Here is an 18564-nt window from a genome sequence, read left to right on the forward strand (position 1 = left end):
CGGGCGGTGAAAAGCATGCCCGGGGGCGGTCAAGGCAAGTGGCGCCGCCGGTCCCCGGCGTCTGGGAAAGGTTGCCGGGGCCGACGGACTGACCAGCGACGCGGTATCCACCGATCAGTAGCACGAGCCTGACAGGTCGACCTTGGAAAACGGTCATCGGCTGGAGCATAAAGGGGGGGCCGGAACATATCCCGGCCGCGTCAGCCACCGCTCGGCGGGATCACAGCAGGGTCGCGGGTTCGATGAGTTCGGGTCCGTCGTTGCGGACGCTGTTGACCCGGTCGCTGACGACCCGCGGGGTGAGGACCGGTTCGGGCATGGCGTCCAGCAGTTGCTGGATGTCAGCCTTGTCCGTGGTCCCCGGATCCAGCCAGTCAGCGTACATGTCGGCCGGGACGATCACGGGGGACCGGTCATGGACATGCCCCAGGGAATCGTGCGCGGTGGTCGTGAGGATGGTGCAGCTCAGCAGCCACCTGCCGGGGTCGTCCTCGGGCAGGGAAGGGTCCGGCCACCACTCATACAGTCCGGCGAAGGCCAATAGATCGTCCTTCCCGGGGTGCAGGTAGATCGGGATCTTTTTGCCGTCGTCGGTCTTCTCCCACTCGTAGTACCCCTCGGCCGGTACCAGAGCACGCCGCTTCACAGCCGCGTTCCGGAAGGATGGTTTCTCCAGGATGGTCTCGCTGCGGGCGTTGATCATCTTGGACCCGATTTTGATGTCTTTGGCCCAGGATGGGACCAGACCCCAGCGGGCGATCACGAGCCGGCGCTCCAACGTGTCCTCCGCCAGGTGCTCGGTTACGATCGGCACGTCCCGGGTCGGGGCGACATTGAAGCTCGGAGGGGGCATGTGCCCCTCCACTTCCTCAGCGCCGAAGTGGCTCAACAGGTCACTGCTGGGCTTTGCCATCACGTATCTGCCGCACATGCGTTCATTGTTCCCCATACCCGGCAACCAGGACCGTCACAGCACAAAAAGCAGGCCATGGACGATATGGGGAAGCGCCCGGGTCACGTTCTCGCCTGCAAGGACAGTCAGGCGGTGGGGGAGTTTTCCTGCGGCTCTGTTCCGAGGACCAGGCGTGGGGCGGCTAAACGCCTGTGTCGTTTTCAGAAGCTGACTGCACTGAATTCCGCGTGGTTACGGGAGTTGTGCAGAGGACTTTAGAACACTGGCTGGTCGATAGTGCCCTGCACTATGGTGCTTGTGTTCGCTACTCCTGTTCAAAGGAGGCAGGCATGGAAGCTGATCCGGGTCGCATCGTTGAGGAAGGGCAGCTGACGATGTCCGACGCCTTATGGGAGCAGGATATAGGCGGGGCATTAGGTGCGGACGGTCACGGTGATGTCGGATTCGGCTGCGTATTCGTCGATGGCCGCGAGTTCCTCGCCGGTAAATGCGAGGTTGTTTATGGCGCATAGCGTGTCTTCCAATTGCCTGACGCTGGATGCACCCACCAGGGCGGAGGTGACGGGTGATCCCTTGGGCTGGTTGCGGAGGATCCAGGCGATGGCCATCCGCGCCAGTGATTGCCCGCGGCCGGCGGCGATCCTGTTGAGCCCGCGGACACGGTCCAGTTTGTCCTCGGTCAGGGCAGATTTGGACAGGAACCGTTGTTTGGCCGCCCGCGAATCGGCCGGGATGCCGAGCAGATAGCGGTCCGTCAGCATGCCCTGTGCCAGCGGGGAGAACGCGATGGAACCGGCGCCCACCCCTTCGAGCGCCTCGTAAAGGTTCGGCGTTCCGTTTTCGGTCCAGCGGTTCAGCATGGAGTAGCTGGGCTGGTGGATGAGCAGCGGAGTGCCGAGCTCCTTCAGGATCCGGGCAGCCTCGATGGTCTGTTCCGGAGTGTAGGAGGAGATGCCCGCGTACAGCGCCTTGCCGGAGCGCACGGCGTAGTCCAGCGCCCCCATGGTCTCTTCCATCGGCGTCTCGGGGTCCGGCCGGTGGCTGTAGAAGATGTCCACGTAGTCCAGGCCCATCCGGCCTAGCGACTGGTCCAGGCTGGAGAGCAGGGACTTGCGGGATCCCCACTCGCCGTGGGGGCCCGGCCACATGTAGTAGCCGGCCTTCGTGGAGATGACCAGCTCGTCGCGGTACGGCTTGAAGTCGTCCTGCAGGTGGCGGCCGAAGTTGGTTTCGGCCGAGCCGTCCGGCGGGCCGTAGTTGTTGGCCAGGTCAAAGTGGTTGACGCCGAGGTCGAAGGCGCGGCGGAGGATGGCGCGCTGTTCATCGAAGCGCTTGTCGTCGCCGAAGTTGTGCCACAGGCCCAGGGAGATGGCCGGAAGCTTGAGGCCGCTGCGTCCGACGCGGCGGTAGGGCATGGATTCATAGCGGTTGGTTGCAGCCGAATAGGTCATCGGTGCCTTTCTGCCTGCCGCTGGAAGAAGCGGGCCGGCGCACGGGTGAGGGAAGTTTGAAGGCAGGAATGAACCGGCCAGAAAGGGTCAACCCAGGAGGTCACCAGGTACGCGAGAGCCGCAACAAAGCCAGGGTCGCTCTGACGCCTTGGTGCGGACAGCACTGATGCTTCGAGCGAAGCCCAAGCTGCTGTGTTTCGCGGCGGGTGTGCAGCCTCCCGCCATCCGAGGCTGCACACCCCCGTTTTTTCGTACGTTATTCGGCCTCGACGGTTAGCGTGGCCCGGTAGGCTGCCCAGTGCTGCGCTGTGGCGTGCAGGGACGAGGGCGGGATGGGCTGTTCGCTGGGGTCGGGAACGTCGAGGCGGTCGGTGTAGTAGAGGCTGGGAACACCGAGACGTGTTTGTGCCGAGGTCCAGCTCTGGTAGGCGGCTTGGCTGGGCAGGGCCCAGCCGTCGGTGTCGATCAACAGTTCCGGGCAGGCTGCCCGGGCGACCCGGGCCCGGTGGGTCATGGTGTCGACGACGCCGGTGCCGGGGGTGGTGTTGGGTGGTTCGGTGTGGCCGCCTGGCTGGTCGAGCATGAGCACGTCGTTGAGGCGGAGCATGTCGGTCACGTCGCGGAAGCCGGGGTCTGGTGTGTGGGTGACCACGAGGGCGTCGGGGTTGATGTCCTTGATGGCCTGGTACAGGACTGCGAGCAGTTCGTGGAGCAGGTCGATTCCCCATGACGGCCCGGCATGGGTGAGGGCGGAGCCTGCGGGGGTGGAGGCGGTGAAGTCTATTTTGATCCCGTCGGCACCGAGCTCGCCGATCATGGACCGTGCTGCTTGCTGGATCAGCTTGCGCCCGGCCGGTGATTCGGGGTCGAGGGCGACCGGCTGACCGGTGTGGTCACGGACGCAGGCTTCCGGTGGTGCGCCCTCGGTGTCCCAGGCCTTGTACCAGAGCAGGACCCGCTGGCCGGCGTCATGTCGTTCCCGGATCCATCCGGCCATGTCCGGCCATTTGTCGGTGTCGGGCCGGCAGGTGGCATAGTCCTGCTGCCATTTGTCGTCGATGACGATGGTTCCGGGCATGATTCCGTGCGTGGCGAGCGTGTTGAGATAGCCGTCGTAGTCTACCTGTCGTGCCCGGTCCACTGCTGGGCGCTGATCGCCGATGGAGGCCATTGCGTCGGCGTTTTGGGCCCCCCAGCCGCAGAACATCGGTTCGAGCCACGCTGGTGAGGGCGGGGCCTGGGTGCGGGCGGGCAGCAGACCGCGGGCGTCGAGCAGCTCGCGGTAGCGTTTGAGCCCGTCGTAGGGGTTATCGGCGAGGAACAGCAGGAGTGTGGGTGTGGTGAATTGGCCCTCGACTGAGGTGTGTCCGTCGTAGTCGTAACGGAGGGAGAAGCCCGGGGTGAGGGCGTCGTAGGTGAGTTGGGTGAAGGGGCGCCGCTTGGCTGCGACACCGATCATCAGGCAGGGCCCGCCCGATGCCGGGGACGCGGCGGGGTCCGCGGGGGAGAGGGCCAGGCACAGTGGGGGTGGGGTGAAGAGCCATCTTCCGACGCCGGGTTGACCGCCGTCTCCCACCACGCCCAAGGCTGCGGATTCGCCCGCCGGGCGGAGGACCTGCCATGGCCGGTCCGGGTTGGGAGAGAAGACGGTGCTGTGCAGCAGGTCGCTGGGCAGCAGACCGGAGCCGGCCACGTGGGCACCGAGCTGGCGGATGGATGCGATGCGGCCTGTGCCTTGGACCGTGGTGGTCAGTTCGAGGGCATCGCCTTCGGCGCGCAGCTGGGTGTGGTGGTGCCGCCACAGTGAGCTCGTTGCCGTGATTCCCACCTGGGTGAGGTTCCCGTCGGGGGCGTTGACGTTGACGTCTGTGACACGGATTTCGTCAGTGCCGGCGGTCGTATTGATGCTGGCAAGCAGGCGAAGGCGCGCCAGGGATGCGCCGTCGGGGATGGCCAGGGTGAGGACCTGACGCGCAGGGTCGATCGAGATCGCCATCCCGGCGGCCAGGAAGGGACGTGTGCTGTTCGCATGCAGGTCCAGGGTCAAGGGGTTCTCCGTGGGTTGGGTTGGGGTTTCCGGCGGCGTTTCATCCCGTGGGATGGGTGTTTCCTGGTCATGGTTTCCAGGAGAGGCTGTTCCCGTTGCGGGTCACCATTCCTGCCGTTCCTGGATGGTTCCGTACGGGATATCGGGGTGGAGCTGGACGGTGAAGTCCCGGGCGGAGTGCCGGGCAACGAGGATCCCTTTGCCGCCGCAGAGCGGGGCCCGTTCGGCGAGGATGTTCACGGCTTTGTCCAGTTGGTCCTCTAATTGGCTGCGTTTCTGGACCCGAACGTGGAGGAGGTCTTCAGTTGATGCATTGGTGTACATGGCGGTCCTGTAGGGGTGGATCGTTGTCGCGGGTGGAAGAGGCGGAACCGAAAAGGTCCGCCCCTTCCATCGGCGTCGGATGGTTACTTGAAGAGGGCGTTGACTTGTTCGTTGCCCTGGGTGAGCGAGCTGGCCGGGTTTTTGCCTGCTACCACGGCGTCAACGGCGGGTTTCATGATGCCTTCGACCTTCGGTGCCTTATCGGCGATGGGGAAGAGGAACGTGGCGCCGTCCTTCACGGGCTGGGTGAAAGGCGTGACGTCGACGCCCTTGGCCTGGAATGCCGCTGCGGCCTTTTCGGAGGAGGTCTTGACGGCGGGGAAGACCACTGCCTTGGACGCGACGACGTCCTGGCAGGCTGCGGATCCGAGGTATTCGACGAACTTCGCGGCGGCGGCAGGCTTCTTCGTGCCGGACCATATGGTGTCTCCGAGACCGTTCAGCATGGATGCCCGCTTGCCGTTGACCCCGGTGGGGGTGGGCGCGATGCCGAGGTTGATGTCTTTGTAGCCGGTGTACTGGCCGATTGTCCAGGAGCCGTTGACGTTGATCGCTGCCTTGCCCGCGGCGAAGATGTCGGCAGTGCTGGCTCCGACCGTGGTTTCCAGCTTGGGCATGTAGCCCTTGTCGATCAGGCCGGCGTACCAGGCGATGGTCTGCTGGAATTTGGGGTCGTCGTAGTTGAAGTGGGTGCCCCAGGGGTTCTTGTCGGTGTGGGTCCAGCCGGTGGTGCCGGTGAGGTAGCTCCATTCGGTCTGGCCCAGGCCCCCGCCTGCGCCGTTGAGGCCCAGGCCGTAGACGGCGACGTTGTTCTTGTCGAAGCCGGGTTCGTCGCCGCGTTTGCCGTTTTTGTCCACGGTCAGGTGGGCGATGGTCTTCTCGTAGCTGCCGCCGTCCTTGGGGTTCCAGCTGAGGTTTTTGATCTGTTCTTCGCTGATGCCTGCATCGGCGGTCATTTTCTTGTTGTAGAAGATCGCGACCGTGTCCCAGTCTTTCGGCAGCCCATAGCGCTTGCCGTCTTCTCCGACCCAGAGGTCGGCCAGACCTTCGTTGTAGATCGAGAGGTCTACCGAGTCCTTCTTGAGGGCTTCATCAAGGGGCAGCAGCTGCTTGGTCTTGATCAGTTCCGGGTATTTAGTGAGGTGGTTGGTGAAGATATCCGGTGCGTTTCCGGCGACGAAGCCGTTGGTGAGGGTTGCCCAGTAATCGTCCCATCCGCGCTGGGTGACCTTGACGGTGATGTCCGGGTTTGCCTTGTGGAAGTCGTCGGCGCACTGCTGATAGGCAGGGCGCTGGTTCGGGTCCCAGAGCCAGTAGTTCAGCTCGCCTTTTGCTTCCTCTGAGGAGGTGCCTCCACCGCCGGAGCAGGCGGACAGGGCCAGGAGGGCGGCAGCCGCAACGGCGGTGGCGCCGGCTGTTTTCATTTTCATAGTGGGTCCTTTCAGGACAGTGTGGGGCGCCGGAAGGGGGTGGCGCTGGTCTTGCAGGTTTGGGAGCTGGTCCCGCAGGGTTATTTGATGCCGGAGAAGCCGATGGAATTGACGATTTTCTTACCGAAGGCGATGAACAGCAGAAGGATCGGCAGGGCCGAGACCAGGGTCGCGGCCATCAGGCCGGACCAGTCCGGAGCGCCTTGGGGGGCCTGTGCCTTGAAGACGCCAAGTCCGACGGTGAGGACCCTCAGGTCGTCCTGGTTGGCGACCAGGAGCGGCCAGAAGTATTCGTTCCATTGGCCGATGAAGGTCAGCAGCGCGAGGGTGGCCAGGGGTGCTGCGGCGTTGGGGAGGACGATCTGAAAAAAGATCCGCAGGTGTTTGGCGCCGTCAAGCATCGCTGCCTCCTCGACTTCCCGGGACATGTTCAGGAAGAACTGCCGCAAGAAGAAGATCGCGAACGGGCTCATGAACAGGTAGGGCAGGACCAGGCCGAGCAGGGTGTTGAGCAGTCCGAGGTTTTTGATGAGCAGGAAGTTGGGCAGTGCGGTGAAGATCCCTGGGACCATCATGGTGGCGAGGAAGAGGCTAAAGACTGCGTTCCGGCCTTTCCAGCGCAGCCGGGCGAAGGCGTAGGCGGCCATCGCGCTGAAGAACAGTGCACCCACCGTGGTGATGGAGGCGAACAAGACCGAGTTGCGCAGGTACAGCCAGAAATCGATGTGCGCCCCGGAGCCGCCCTCTGCCATTGCTTCTTCGGCTGACTGAAGGCCGAACACGCGCTTGAAGGCGCCGAGGTTGAAGTCCGCCGGCAGCAGGTTCGTCGCGTTGCTGGCCAGCGAACCGTTGGTGGACAGGGAGGTCCTGATGACCCAGTAGAAGGGCAGCACGGAGGCGGCCACAGCGAGGATGATCAGGGCCCAGGACAGTGCCCGGCGCACGGTCATGGGTTTGCGGATCCGCTGCAGGCGGGGACGGGCTGGGTGGTTGGTGGCGGTCATGGTTGGTTTCCTTAGTCCAGGTCCGACTCGTTGCCGCGGAGGAACTTCATCTGCACGAAGGCCACCACGGCGAGGATGACGAAGAGGATGACGGCGAGGGCGGAACCGTAGCCGAAGTCTGACTCGGTGAAGGCCTTTTGGTAGATGTAGAACTGCAGGACCCGGCTGGCGTTGACCGGGCCGCCCTGGGTGGTCACGGCAACGGTGTCAAAGATCTGGATCGATCCGATCGCGGTGACGATGACCACCAGCGCGATCACCGGGCGCAGCAGCGGCAGGGTGATGCGCCGCAGCGTCTGGAACGGGGAGGCGCCGTCAAGGTCGGCCACCTCGTAGATTTGCCGGGGAATGGCCTGGAGGCCGGCGAAGAGGAGCAAAGCGGTGTAGCCCACGTGGCGCCAGGTGTTGATCAGGGCCTGGGTGGGGATGGCCCAGGCCTCGCTGCCGAAGAACGCCACCCGCGGCAACCCGAGGGCTTCGATGAAGTGGTTGACGATGCCGATCTGGTAATCGAGGAGCCAGAACCAGAGCAATGCCGCGATCACGTTCGCCATCAGATACGGCAGCAGGAGTGCTCCCCTGATGAGGGTGGACTTGGCGACCCGGTGCATCAGCAGCGCCAGGCCCAGGGCCAGAACCGTCTGGAGGACCATGTTGATCAGTACGTATTCGCCCGTCACCGCCAGTGCGTTCCAGAACAGTGGGTCTTTCGCGATCGCGGCGTAGTTCGCCCCGCCAACCCACTCCGGTTCACCCAACAGGCTGTACTCGGTGAAGCTCAGGTAGGTGCCCCGGACCGCGGGGACCACATAGAAGGTGACAAAACCGAGCAGGGCCGGGGCGATGAAGAACAGGGCAATCCGCAGGTCCCCATGGTTCCGGCGCCAAAAGGGCTTCCCGGCCCGTCCTGGTGGTGCATGAAGCGCTGTGTCGGCTCTGGCGGCCCGGCTGGCGGCAGTGGTGGTCATCGTTGATCCCTCTCCTGTGAGGTAGGTAACACTTGGCCGTCACTCTACGCGCGTTGAGTAAATTAATGCAAGTTATTCCCCGGAGATCAGGGGGTTTTGGGAAAAATTAGACGATCTATTGACGCGCGTAGATTTGTGCCCCATGCTTTCTTCCATGACTTCTTCAATTGGAATCGTTGGTGCAGGACAGTTCTCAGGCGTATTCGCCAAGCTCTTCGCTGCCCACCCCGGAATCTCAGACATCTACTTCACCGACCTCATCACTGAGCGTGCAGAGGCGCAAACGAGCAGTGTTGGGGCTGCAGGAACGTTCGACAGCTTCGAGGCAATGCTTGAAAGCGACGTCGACGCCGTTGCGATCTTCACCCAGCGCTGGACCCACGGACCCCTGGTGGTGCAGGCGCTGCGGGCCGGCAAGCACGTCTACTCCGCCGTGCCGATGGCCATCTCCGAAGCGGAGATCGCAGAAATCATCGAAGCGGTCCGGGAGACCGGGCTGACGTACATGATGGGTGAGACCAGCTACTACAACCCGGCAACCGTCTTGGCCCGCAAGAAGAATGCCGAGGGCGCCTTCGGCCGGATCTTCTACGCGGAGGGCGACTACGTCCACGACATGGACCTCGGCTTCTACAACGCCTACCAGTACAGCGGCGGAGAAAACTGGAAGAGCACCGCCAGCTACCCGCCCATGCTCTACCCCACCCACTCCGTAGGCGGGGTGCTCGGAGCAACCGGCGGTCACGCCGTCAGCGTCAGCTGCGTCGGGGTCCGGGACGAGCGCGGCGACGGCGTCTTCGACCGCGAGGTAAGTATGTTCGACAACGACTTTTCCAACGCCAGCGCCCTGTTCGAACTCGCCGGCGGCGGGTCCATGCGCATCAACGAGTTCCGTAGGGTGGGCTACCCCTCCCACCTGCGCGAGAGCCGCTTCCGCTACTTCGGCACGGAGGCAAGCATGGAACAGCTCGCCCTGGTCAGCGTCTGGCAGGACAAGCACACCGTGACCGACATCAGTGACCAGCTCGAGACCCAGGCCACCATGGACGCGGATGACCCCATACTGGCCGACGTTGCCCCCGCACTGCGCGATGCCTTTATCTCCGGCATGGCCTCCGTGCACGACGCCGGACGCCTGCCGGCAGAGTTCCGCGGCCTGCCCAACGGGCACGAGGGCAGCCACCACTTCCTCGTCGACGACTTCGTCACCGCCATGAACACCGGCACCCTGCCTCCGGTCAACGCCTGGGAAGCCGCCCGTTATACGCTTCCCGGCATCGTTGCCCACCAGTCCGCCCTGCGCGGCGGCGAACGCCTGCCGGTGCCCGACTTCGGCGACGCCCCGGCAGAGCTGCCCCGCCCGGCACTCCGCGAATCCGCCAAGTAAACGCCGCTAGCATGGTTGCCATGCCGCACCCGACCTCACACGCCAAGCCCACCACACGCGACGACGTCGCCCGGATGGCAGGGGTTAGCCCCGCCGTCGTCAGCTACGTGGTCAACGGCGGGCCCAGGGCCGTTTCCCCGGCGAACGAGGCCAAGGTGCGGCAGGCAATCAGGGCGCTGGGCTACCGGCCCAACGCGGCAGCCCGGGCACTTGCCCTGGGCTCCAGTGAGATGCTCGGGATGATCGTCTCCGATGCCATGAACCCGTTCTTCGCCTCGCTCGCCCGCGCCGTTGAAAACGCCGCGGCCGAGCGGGGCTACACCCTCCTGCTGGCGGACTCCCAGGCTTCGCTCCGCACAGAGCGCCGCCTCATCAAGAACTTCGCCGCCCGGAGGGTGGACGGCCTGTTCCTCTGCAGCATGCTGTTCGAGCCGGATCTGATGGACCTTGAACAGGCAGACATCCCCGCCGTGCTCCTGAACCACAGCACCGACCTCGCCACCGCAGGCAGCCCCGCCGTCGTGAAACACGGCGCGGGAGGCCACGGTTCCAATTCCGTTGGAGTGGCCTTCCAGGACGGGGCGCGCATGGCGGTCGAGCACCTCATCAGCCACGGCCACGAACGCATCGGGCTGGTCATGGGCGGCAATGCCGGCGGTGACCTTGACGCACGCGAGGTCGGATGGCATCAGGGGATTCAGGATGCCGGCCTTACGGCGGGCCCCATCGTCAGGGCAGCGTTTTCCCGCGAGGGCGGGTACCGTGCCGGACAGGAGCTGCTGGCCCGCAGTGAACGGCCCACCGCCGTCTTCGTCAGCTCCGACCAGCAGGCTGTGGGTCTGCTCTGCGCCCTCCACGAGGGCGGCCTGCGGGTGCCGGAGGACCTCGCGGTGTTCGCCTTCGACGGATCACCCGAATCCGAATACACCTGGCCCCGGCTCAGCACAGTCGCCCAACCCGTAAAAGAATTGGCGCAGACCGCCTTGGAGGCCCTCCTGGCCCCCAGACCCGGAGGGGAAACGCAGACGAAAATCTTCCCCACCGAGCTGGTACTGCGCGCTTCCTGCGGCTGCCACTGACACGAACACGGCCTCTCCGGCTGCGCTAAAGGCGATCACCTGCCGGTGGAGGGCCGGCCTCCCCCAACGCTGGGAGAACCCGCTCCTCGGAGCCCGACGTTTGTCCTCAACCGCCCACCGGCGATCGCGTTTCCTTGCTGCCCGGAAGTCACCCCGGCAACCGCCGCAGCTGCCACCTATCCCCGGCGACCCACCGACTACTCGTTAAGGCACCCAACGTCATGACTGCCATTCCCGTCCAAGAGGGTGACATCTTCAGGCCCGCCATCCACTACACGGCCCAAAATACCTGGCTGAACGACCCGAACGGACTCGTCTACCACGAGGGCATCTACCACCTCTATTACCAGAACAACCCCTTCGGGAACGTCTGGGGCAACATGTCCTGGGGCCACGCCACCTCGGTGGATCTGATCAGCTGGGACGAGCAGCCCGTGGCCATCCTCTGCGACGCCGAAGAGGACATCTACTCCGGCAGCATCGTCATCGACCAGTACAACACCAGCGGCCTCGGCAACGGGCAGACCGCCCCGCTGGTGGCAATTTACACGAGCGCCTACAAGGACAGCTCAGCCCGCCGGGGCACACAGGCCCAGTCCCTGGCCTGGAGTTCCGACGGCGGCTACACCTGGACGAAGTACCAGGGCAACCCTGTTCTTGACAGGAACTCCGCAGACTTCCGCGATCCGAAGGTGTTCCGCTACAACGGACCCCCGGGCAGCTATTGGGTCATGGTGGCCGTCGAAGCCGAGGAGCACAAGGTGGTCATCTATAGCTCCGATAACCTTCGGGACTGGCACTACCTCAGCAGCTTCGGACCCGCCAACGCCACCGGCGGCGTCTGGGAGTGCCCTGACCTTTTCCCCTTGCCACTGGACGGCGACGAAGAGCGGACCAAGTGGATTCTCACCGTGAATCTCAACCCCGGAGGGCCCAATGGCGGGTCGGGCGGCCAATACTTTGTCGGCCGCTTCGACGGCGTGGCCTTCACATCCGAAACAACCGTCACCGACGGCGGCAGCAGCCGAACGGCCGAGCTCGATGCCTACCACTGGCTTGATTGGGGACGTGACTACTACGCGGCCGTCTCATTCAACAACGCACCCGATGGGCGCCGTCTTATGGTCGGCTGGATGAACAACTGGCAATATGGCGCCGCCATCCCGACCTGGCCGTGGCGCAGTTCGATGTCACTCGTACGCGAAATGTCCCTGGTCACAGACCAAGGCCAGCCCCGACTGTCCCAACGGGTCGCCGACGAATATCGAACCGGCAACGCACTGTCGGTGAACACCTGGTCTGATCTTGCAATAGATGAAGGAATGCGCCCCCTGCACACCGGAGCGCCGGTAGAGATCATCGAGGTGACCTTCATCCCGGAATCCGCAGAGGAATTCGGACTCATCATTCGAGGCAACGGCACCGACGGCACACGCATCGGCATCCGCCCCTCCGAGAACCGGCTCATCATGGACCGAACAACCTCCGGCAACACGGAATTCCATCACGCCTTTGCTTCCACCGATACGGCACCACTGAAACCTGCCTCTGACGGGTCATACACTCTCACCCTCTTCATCGACCACTGCTCAGTGGAAGTCTTCGCCCAAAACGGCCAGGTCACCATGACAGGCCTTATATTTCCCGGGCCGGACAGCACCCGCGTGTCCCTCTACGCCAAACGAGGGACCGCCACCGCCCCCAACCTGAAAGTGACGCGACCCGCAGAGCCGCCAGTGCGAAACGCAGAGCCATTGGTCCTGAGTCGGTAGCGCCTAACGACCAATCAGTAGGACTTCCCGAGGCTCAGAGTGTGCCCTCGATGATATCGGCCCACCCCTAAACAAGGACGTCATTGCAGTAGTGCAGACGGCTTCTGACAGTCCGTGCAGACGACTTCTGAAACTGACAGCGGCGTCCCGCCGCAGGAAAAGCATGGCCGTGGACGACTGGATCCGGGCATGCGGGCTGGAAGACAGAACGTCACCCAAGATTTGGGCCGGCTCATACCGAAGGCTCTATTCCGAGGACCAGAAATGTGGCGGCTATTCGCCAGGAGCTGACTGTCATTTTCCGAAGTCGTCTGCACAAGCTGACCCGAAAGTACGGGAGTTGTGCAGTCGGGTATGGACATCTGGTGTCCGAAGTCCCCTGCACAAAGCGTCACTTTGGTCGGGAGTCGCCTGCACGAAACGTCAGGGTACCGGGGCTCGCCTAAGGCCGGTCTACGGGCATCTGCTGCGTCCCTCCGGGCCCGCCTTACAAGCAAGTGTCACCAATCGGTGCATCAGTCCCCAGTGCGCCAACGTCGAGACAGCCCTCCAACGACGTTGAGCCAGCGATCTTGTCGGAGGTGCCGTGCATCCTGATCCCACGAGACCGGACGCACGTAATTAGGAGAAGACAGATGACTGAGGGCCGGATTACCCAGCAAGACCTCGATTGGTGGCTGGAGTTTGCAACCTCCCGGGAGTGGACGTTCGCTAAGAGCTATGCCGAGTCGGCACCCCACCACTACATCGTCGAAGGGCGCACCTCGGGCGTGACCCACGAGGACATGGTTCGCGCCGCGCGCGTGATCCACACCTTCGGGCAGCCGGGCAAGTACTACTCGCTGACCAAGATCTATCTCCTCAGCCCCGACGGGAAGTACCGCTGGTGGACCGAGGACAACCACTTCACCGACACCACACTGGTCAACCGGGCAACCACTGGGCTGTTCTACGGAATCCAGAACGCGCCCTCCACGGTCAGCGGCATCGAGTCGCCGTACGACGCGGTCGCCACTATCTGGGATGTCGAGCACCCCATCGGTTCCGGGGAGTCGAACCGTGTCAAGCGGCTCCTCGATGATGCTCGGGGAAAGTACCCGCCCCACGTTCTCGACATCGGCTGCGGCACCGGTCGAGTGCTCGATCTTGGGCTCGCCAGTGCGGACCGCTACGCGGGCGTTGACTCGAGTCAGGCGATGCTCAACCTCCTGATCCGCAAGCATCCGAAGGCCGCAGCGATCTACCCGGTCGATGTCCGCGATGCACTCACCGCCAACACTTTCTCTCCGGGCCAGTTCGACTGGGTCTTCCTCGACACTGCGGTCGAGATGACGACCGAGCAGCGCGCCCAGGTAGAGCACATCGCCCGACTCACGATGATCATGGTCGACGGGCACGAGTGGACTCTTCGTGATGTCGGAGAGAACTCCGCGAAGCGCATCCGCGCGGAGTCCGACTCGATGAGGGCCGCGTCATGAACCGGGACATCGGAGCCTTCCTCATCGCTCTAGACCCTAGGGATCACGGGTTGGGGTGACACCCATATCCTGCCGCCGGCAATCTCCGTCACGATGCGCCACTTTGGAGCGAAGGACGCAAACGCTTCGGCTGCGGCGTCCTGCAATGACCGTCAGAGGCCCTCAACTGCCAACGCGCGCACCAGTCGCACACAGAGCTGTATCCGGTCCTCGCTATCCACTAGGCGGCCGCGTTCGGGATTCTGCTGGACCAGAACCCGCAACTGGTCGTCAGAGTCGAACGCCGTCAGGGCCTTGACAACCTTGGTCTCGACGGTCTCACGGTCGTCTGGAAGGACGAGTTCGAAGGCGTCGTCATCACAGCGAATCTCGATGCGGGACTTCTTGAGCGTGAGGCCTGGGTCGTCGCGGTGCCACCAACTTGGTTCCTCGGCATCAGAACCAAGGGAGCCGTCGACCCAGGCCGCACGTAGCAGCGCGTCGCTGAAGTAGGCGTTGTAGTTGCTACCGTGAAGCATCCGGAGGCGCTGATAAGCGAATCCGCCGGTCGTGCTGTCGTAGGTGCCGTTGTAGTAGCCATCGCCCTTCGAGCTGCGGGCGCCGGAGTAGCGGACGAGGTAGTAGCGCCAGTCGTAGAAGTTGCGGGACTCGCGTTCAGCGAGCCACTGGGCGCGGATCGCATCGAGGGCGTCGCTCGGCTGGTGCGTGCCGGTCGCCGCCCGCGTGGCGACGTCGTCCAGCAGAGCCACCAGCGGCTCGCGGATGTTGGCGAGATTTGCCCGAGACCCCGTGGTGAGCATGTCAGTCCAGGAGTCGTCCTTCTGGGAACTTCCGAGCTGGCGACGCCTTCCCTCCCAGCCAACATCGCGTGAGTAGTCCCCTTTCGTGAGCAGCGCGGCGCCGAGCAGGTTGCGCAGTTCCGGTCGGCTCACGTCTGCGAATGCTTCAGCCCGTGCTTCCAGCATGGCTGCATCGAGCTCGAACGCCATGATGCGTCCGCGAACCAGTGGGTGGTCTTCGAGTTGATGGACGGCGTCAATGGCTTCTGGGTGCTCGTCCAGAAAGGACCACTTGAGGACTTCATCAGCAACCCAATCGCTTCGGAAGGCCCCTGAATCCTCCAGTTCGCCGTGAACGATCAGCTTCTCGGTCTGTGCGACGTAGGCAGGCATGCGATTGAAGTCGAGGAATGCGGCAGTGACATTGCGTAGAGAACGCAGGCGCTTGGCGATCTCGTCCTGACTGATCGTGTCGTCGGCCTGTCGCGCGAGCAGGACTCCGAAGAGGAGCAGCGTCTCTTGTGCCGTGAAGTCGGACCCGTACCGGACGATGCAGCCACCGAACAGGTCAGGAGTTGTGGAGAAGAGCGGAATCGACCCTTCCCCGACGCCGCCGGCGGTGAACAGCTTGCTGAACTCGGCGCTCGGGTCGGGAGGAACTCTGATATGGGTGACGGGATCGGCGCCAATCCACGTGTCGAACGCGTGGAAGAAGAAGTCTCGATTCCGAGCGGCATGTTCGTTGTCGGGGTCGGCGAAGGCGAGTCGGGCTCGCTCCTCGATTGGCCAAAGCCTTCGTGCGTGCTTGTCGTGCCACTTTCGGTCAGACTTCCCGTCGCGCCACTCGGAGATTTCGATAATGAAAGTGAGGTACCGCTCAAACTCGTCGTCGATCTTGTAGTCGCTCGCCGCTCGCTTCTCGTACTCCCAGAGCAGGTCGGCCCACACTCCGTCGATGCTCTCGACGAGGTGCTTGTGCCGGTCAGGGTCGGCTGACTTGATGATGCTTTCGAAGTCCGCCTTGAAGACCTCAAACGTCGTCAGTGGCTTCCCGCGCGAGTTCATCTTGATATAGAGGTCTTCGCCGTGGGCGATATCGACGACGGGGAGGAACAGGAACCAGATGGCACTGTTTTGGACGTCGGCGGGGCGAGCTGCCAGCCGGTCCCACACGGCGTCGATTTCGTGGGTGTGCGGGTCGAGCCGTCGATGGATCGCGTCGAGGATGACGAGCATCGAAGCGATGGTCGGGTCGTGGCGCCACGGGTAGACGTACCACGGCTGGTCGCTGATCCAGTCTGCTGGAGAGGCCAACCCGCCTGGATAGGGGTTGTTGGCGATTATTTGGGTGAAGTCTCTAGCTGTGGGCCGTGTCGAGTAGGAGAAGCTCAGCCAAGGGGCGGCCGGGTCGAGCTTGTCTGCGCGCGAAGCGACGTACCAGTGCAGCAAGAACAGGGTAGTGAGGCGTTGTTGGCCATCGAGTGGCTGCAGGACTCCGGCTCGAACGTCGCCGTACACGAAGTCGAGACCCATGTGCCTGTCAGTCGTGGCGGCTTCGATGACCTTGTCGAGGAAGCGGTCCCGGAGGGCGCTGACCTCCTCGTCAGGTCGGCCCTGCGCGAAGTCACGCTGGATGATCGGGATCTCGATCTCAGTGATGCCGGGACGGTCTCCGACTGGTTCGTCGAATAGGCCGAGGAACGTGATGGGGTAACCCTTCATGCATGGACCTCGTCAGCGGGAGAGCTCCCGACAATCAGGAATCGCTCCACCTTGTCGATTAACGCAGTGAGGTAGTTGGCCTGATCCTGGGGACCCCACAGGGAGAGTTGCTGGTCGGCCGCGGCCGTGTAGTACTTCAGGAAGACGTTACGGGTGCAGGGCAGGATGTAGGCCCCATCCTGGTCGAGCCCGATCACTTGTTCGCGCTTGAGGGCGAAGACCGCGTTGTTCAGCTTGCTGTTGAGGTCGCGTTGGAGCAGCGCCAGATTGCCGAGTCCGTGCGTGTCCTCATCTGTGGCGTCAGCGTCAGGAGCGCTGAACAACGCCAGGACCTGCCGGAAGATCCAGTCGAAACTCCGCTCATCGGTCTTACCGTCGGCCATGGCCAGATGGGCGTTGATCTTGTCGATGATCTCGTCCACATCGGCCCGCTGATCTGGCGGCCAGTGAGACTCTTCAATCTTCTTCTTGTGCGTCCGTAGCCAGTCTCGACGTTCGGTCTCCTTCTCGAAGGCTTCGGAGTTCTGTGCGTGGATGTGTTCCAGCGACCAGTTATCAACGTAGGCGTGGAACGAGAAGCGGCTCCCGATGTCGCTGCTGCCGAGTACGGTCTCGACATTCATGAGGAGCAGGACGTCGGTGCACTTGCCGTAGTCCTTCCCGTAGCGCAAGAGGGAGACCTTGTCAGTAGTGAGATCAAGGCGCTTGCGTGTTCGGTCAACGAGGGCCTTTTGGAAGACCGAGTGCGTCCGGGATCGGGATAAATCGATGAGTTCTTGGATCGAGTCACCGACCTGGATGAGGTAGCCGATCCGGTGGTAGAGATAGCGGTCTTGGAACCACCCTGTCAGCAGTCCGTGGCGCTCGACGACGTCGCGCCAGAAGGCGGCCATTCCCCGCTCGGCAATGTCCTCCTGGACTTTGCTGAAGGTCCAGTAGCGGGGCCGTTCTCTTAGACCCGCCTTCGGCGTCATGGACTCGAAGAGGAAGTCGATGTGGGTCGACCTCTCGGTCGATGAGCGCGTGAGGAATGCCCAGAACTGCGGATCACGAAGATCCCTCTCGAACCCGTCCCATTGGGCAGCGATCTCCTGTTGCCGCCCCGATTTGCCGCCGGCTGCGCCGCTGTTTGATAGCACCAGAGCCTTGATCAACTCCGAGTCCGTCAGCGGGATGCGATCACGGTTCAGCCGCGTGAAGAGTGCGGTGGCGTCGGTGCCCGGCGGCGCCTCGTACCAGATGACGTAGACCCAGTTAGCAAGCGCCGTGTGGAGATTGATGGCGGCCTGTGTGGCGTTCGGCTGTTTGTCGAACCACTCTGCGATGACGTCGTACGCCTGTGCGATGTGGTAGTAGTCGATGTTCTCGTCACGGCGGGAGAAGTCGAGAGTCTCCAGGAAGTCGCGGCTACCTTGTCGGGTTTCGTAGGTGAGCAGGTAGTCCAACCTGGAGTCGGCGATCTTCGTGGCGACGTATTTCGTGATCAGGAACAGGGTTGTTAGGCGCTGCTGGCCGTCGACGAGTTCCCAGCTCCCATCATCGCGCTTTAACACGACGATCGGCTGGAGGTAGTAGTCGGTGGGCTCTCCCCTGCCGGCTTCGCGCTTGTGGGTCTTGATGTCCTTCAGAAGTTGGCGCACTTCGTCGCGTCCCCACCGGTAGCCGCGCTGGTACGCGGCGACGAAGAACTCGCCTTGGATGAACGGCTTGTCGTCGTCGCCCTTCATCACGAGCCGGGGCTCAATCGTCGCCTCCGATCGAGCTGGTTGGTCAGCGTGTTCTCCCATGAGAGAAGACTCTAGTGGGATGCCCCGACAGATTGGGGGCGGTTGCGATGACGCGCGTCGCGGCGACGGCGGGGCGCAGCGCACACCTTACTCCTGAGAGAGCCGGCGGCTTCCAGATCCCGGACCTGCAGTGCCCTGTCTCGCTCGGCCGAGCTCACCCGCGCGGAACGCAGGCGTGCCCCCGGTTCCGCTCCCCGGTGTCCCGTCAAAGGTCCCATCGCAGAGATTCCGAGAACACCCTCGTGGGACACATTGATAGGACGAGGTGGCGCCGGCGAAATACCGGGGGGCGCCCGGGGCGTTGAGACGCGCGGCTGCCGATCCCGCCAAGGATCCCCATGCGGACATGTAGTCGGCCGCGCAGACGACTTTGGACATTTCGTGCAGACGACTTCGGAAAATGACAGCCTGTCAGTTGACGGG

At 63.4% G+C, this 18564-nt stretch carries 13 protein-coding genes; 4 read left to right on the plus strand and 9 right to left on the minus strand.

Annotated features, from left to right (window positions below; translation table 11 throughout):
* Window positions 1–220: 220 nt before the first annotated feature.
* The 7 genes from J7E80_RS20090 to J7E80_RS20120 all read right to left on the minus strand — a co-directional run bounded on the left by J7E80_RS20090 (window position 221) and on the right by J7E80_RS20120 (window position 8137).
* Window positions 221–931: an SOS response-associated peptidase gene (locus J7E80_RS20090; protein WP_215053987.1), complete on the minus strand. Its 711-nt coding sequence runs from the start codon at window positions 929–931 to the stop codon at window positions 221–223.
* A 395-nt stretch (window positions 932–1326) separates the two neighbouring features.
* On the minus strand, window positions 1327–2364 hold the full coding sequence (mgrA, locus tag J7E80_RS20095) for an L-glyceraldehyde 3-phosphate reductase (RefSeq protein WP_215053988.1): 1038 nt from the start codon (window positions 2362–2364) through the stop codon (window positions 1327–1329).
* Between the two features lie 256 nt (window positions 2365–2620).
* Window positions 2621–4411 (minus strand): hypothetical protein, encoded by a 1791-nt coding sequence (locus J7E80_RS20100; RefSeq protein WP_215053989.1) that lies wholly within the window; start codon window positions 4409–4411, stop codon window positions 2621–2623.
* A 102-nt stretch (window positions 4412–4513) separates the two neighbouring features.
* Complete coding sequence (locus tag J7E80_RS20105) at window positions 4514–4735, minus strand: hypothetical protein (RefSeq protein WP_215053990.1); 222 nt, start codon at window positions 4733–4735, stop codon at window positions 4514–4516.
* Between the two features lie 83 nt (window positions 4736–4818).
* Window positions 4819–6165, minus strand: a complete 1347-nt coding sequence (locus J7E80_RS20110; protein WP_215053991.1) for a sugar ABC transporter substrate-binding protein — start codon at window positions 6163–6165, stop codon at window positions 4819–4821.
* A gap of 80 nt (window positions 6166–6245) precedes the next feature.
* Window positions 6246–7169, minus strand: coding sequence for a carbohydrate ABC transporter permease (locus tag J7E80_RS20115; RefSeq protein ID WP_215053992.1), 924 nt, complete (start codon window positions 7167–7169; stop codon window positions 6246–6248).
* 11 nt (window positions 7170–7180) lie between these two features.
* On the minus strand, window positions 7181–8137 hold the full coding sequence (locus J7E80_RS20120; protein WP_215053993.1) for a carbohydrate ABC transporter permease: 957 nt from the start codon (window positions 8135–8137) through the stop codon (window positions 7181–7183).
* A gap of 154 nt (window positions 8138–8291) precedes the next feature.
* On the opposite strand from J7E80_RS20120, the gene J7E80_RS20125 reads away from it, so the two are divergent.
* The 4 genes from J7E80_RS20125 (at window position 8292) to J7E80_RS20140 (ending at window position 13853) form a co-directional block, all read left to right on the plus strand.
* Window positions 8292–9524, plus strand: a complete 1233-nt coding sequence (locus J7E80_RS20125) for a Gfo/Idh/MocA family protein (RefSeq protein WP_215053994.1) — start codon at window positions 8292–8294, stop codon at window positions 9522–9524.
* A gap of 11 nt (window positions 9525–9535) precedes the next feature.
* A complete protein-coding gene (locus J7E80_RS20130) occupies window positions 9536–10603 on the plus strand; it encodes a LacI family DNA-binding transcriptional regulator (RefSeq protein WP_215053995.1) in 1068 nt (355 codons plus the stop codon).
* A 221-nt stretch (window positions 10604–10824) separates the two neighbouring features.
* Window positions 10825–12375 (plus strand): glycoside hydrolase family 32 protein, encoded by a 1551-nt coding sequence (locus J7E80_RS20135; protein WP_215053996.1) that lies wholly within the window; start codon window positions 10825–10827, stop codon window positions 12373–12375.
* Window positions 12376–13010: 635 nt separating this feature from the next.
* Complete coding sequence (locus tag J7E80_RS20140) at window positions 13011–13853, plus strand: class I SAM-dependent methyltransferase (RefSeq protein ID WP_215053997.1); 843 nt, start codon at window positions 13011–13013, stop codon at window positions 13851–13853.
* A 152-nt stretch (window positions 13854–14005) separates the two neighbouring features.
* Here the strand turns inward: J7E80_RS20140 and J7E80_RS20145 are convergent, their stop codons facing one another.
* Window positions 14006–16354, minus strand: a complete 2349-nt coding sequence (locus tag J7E80_RS20145; RefSeq protein WP_215053998.1) for a DUF262 domain-containing protein — start codon at window positions 16352–16354, stop codon at window positions 14006–14008.
* Window positions 16351–18141 carry a DUF262 domain-containing protein gene (locus tag J7E80_RS20150; protein WP_215053999.1) on the minus strand — a complete coding sequence of 597 codons (1791 nt, stop codon included), beginning with the start codon at window positions 18139–18141 and terminating at the stop codon, window positions 16351–16353. The genes J7E80_RS20145 and J7E80_RS20150 overlap by 4 nt, the downstream gene beginning before the upstream one ends.
* Between the last annotated feature and the right edge of the window lie 423 nt (window positions 18142–18564).

The sequence above is a fragment of the Arthrobacter sp. ISL-28 genome (genome assembly GCF_018613875.1).
In the GTDB taxonomy this organism is placed as follows: domain Bacteria; phylum Actinomycetota; class Actinomycetes; order Actinomycetales; family Micrococcaceae; genus Arthrobacter.

Excerpts from the sequence above, each read along its gene's own strand:
- J7E80_RS20150 (WP_215053999.1), bottom strand. The coding sequence starts at position 18,141 with ATGGGAGAACACGCTGACCAACCAGCTCGATCGGAGGCGACGATTGAG.
- J7E80_RS20105 (WP_215053990.1), bottom strand. The coding sequence starts at position 4,735 with ATGTACACCAATGCATCAACTGAAGACCTCCTCCACGTTCGGGTCCAG.
- J7E80_RS20140 (WP_215053997.1), top strand. The coding sequence starts at position 13,011 with ATGACTGAGGGCCGGATTACCCAGCAAGACCTCGATTGGTGGCTGGAG.
- J7E80_RS20145 (WP_215053998.1), bottom strand. The coding sequence starts at position 16,354 with ATGAAGGGTTACCCCATCACGTTCCTCGGCCTATTCGACGAACCAGTC.
- J7E80_RS20120 (WP_215053993.1), bottom strand. The coding sequence starts at position 8,137 with ATGACCACCACTGCCGCCAGCCGGGCCGCCAGAGCCGACACAGCGCTT.
- J7E80_RS20125 (WP_215053994.1), top strand. The coding sequence starts at position 8,292 with ATGACTTCTTCAATTGGAATCGTTGGTGCAGGACAGTTCTCAGGCGTA.
- J7E80_RS20115 (WP_215053992.1), bottom strand. The coding sequence starts at position 7,169 with ATGACCGCCACCAACCACCCAGCCCGTCCCCGCCTGCAGCGGATCCGC.
- J7E80_RS20135 (WP_215053996.1), top strand. The coding sequence starts at position 10,825 with ATGACTGCCATTCCCGTCCAAGAGGGTGACATCTTCAGGCCCGCCATC.
- J7E80_RS20090 (WP_215053987.1), bottom strand. The coding sequence starts at position 931 with ATGTGCGGCAGATACGTGATGGCAAAGCCCAGCAGTGACCTGTTGAGC.
- J7E80_RS20110 (WP_215053991.1), bottom strand. The coding sequence starts at position 6,165 with ATGAAAATGAAAACAGCCGGCGCCACCGCCGTTGCGGCTGCCGCCCTC.
- mgrA (WP_215053988.1), bottom strand. The coding sequence starts at position 2,364 with ATGACCTATTCGGCTGCAACCAACCGCTATGAATCCATGCCCTACCGC.
- J7E80_RS20130 (WP_215053995.1), top strand. The coding sequence starts at position 9,536 with ATGGTTGCCATGCCGCACCCGACCTCACACGCCAAGCCCACCACACGC.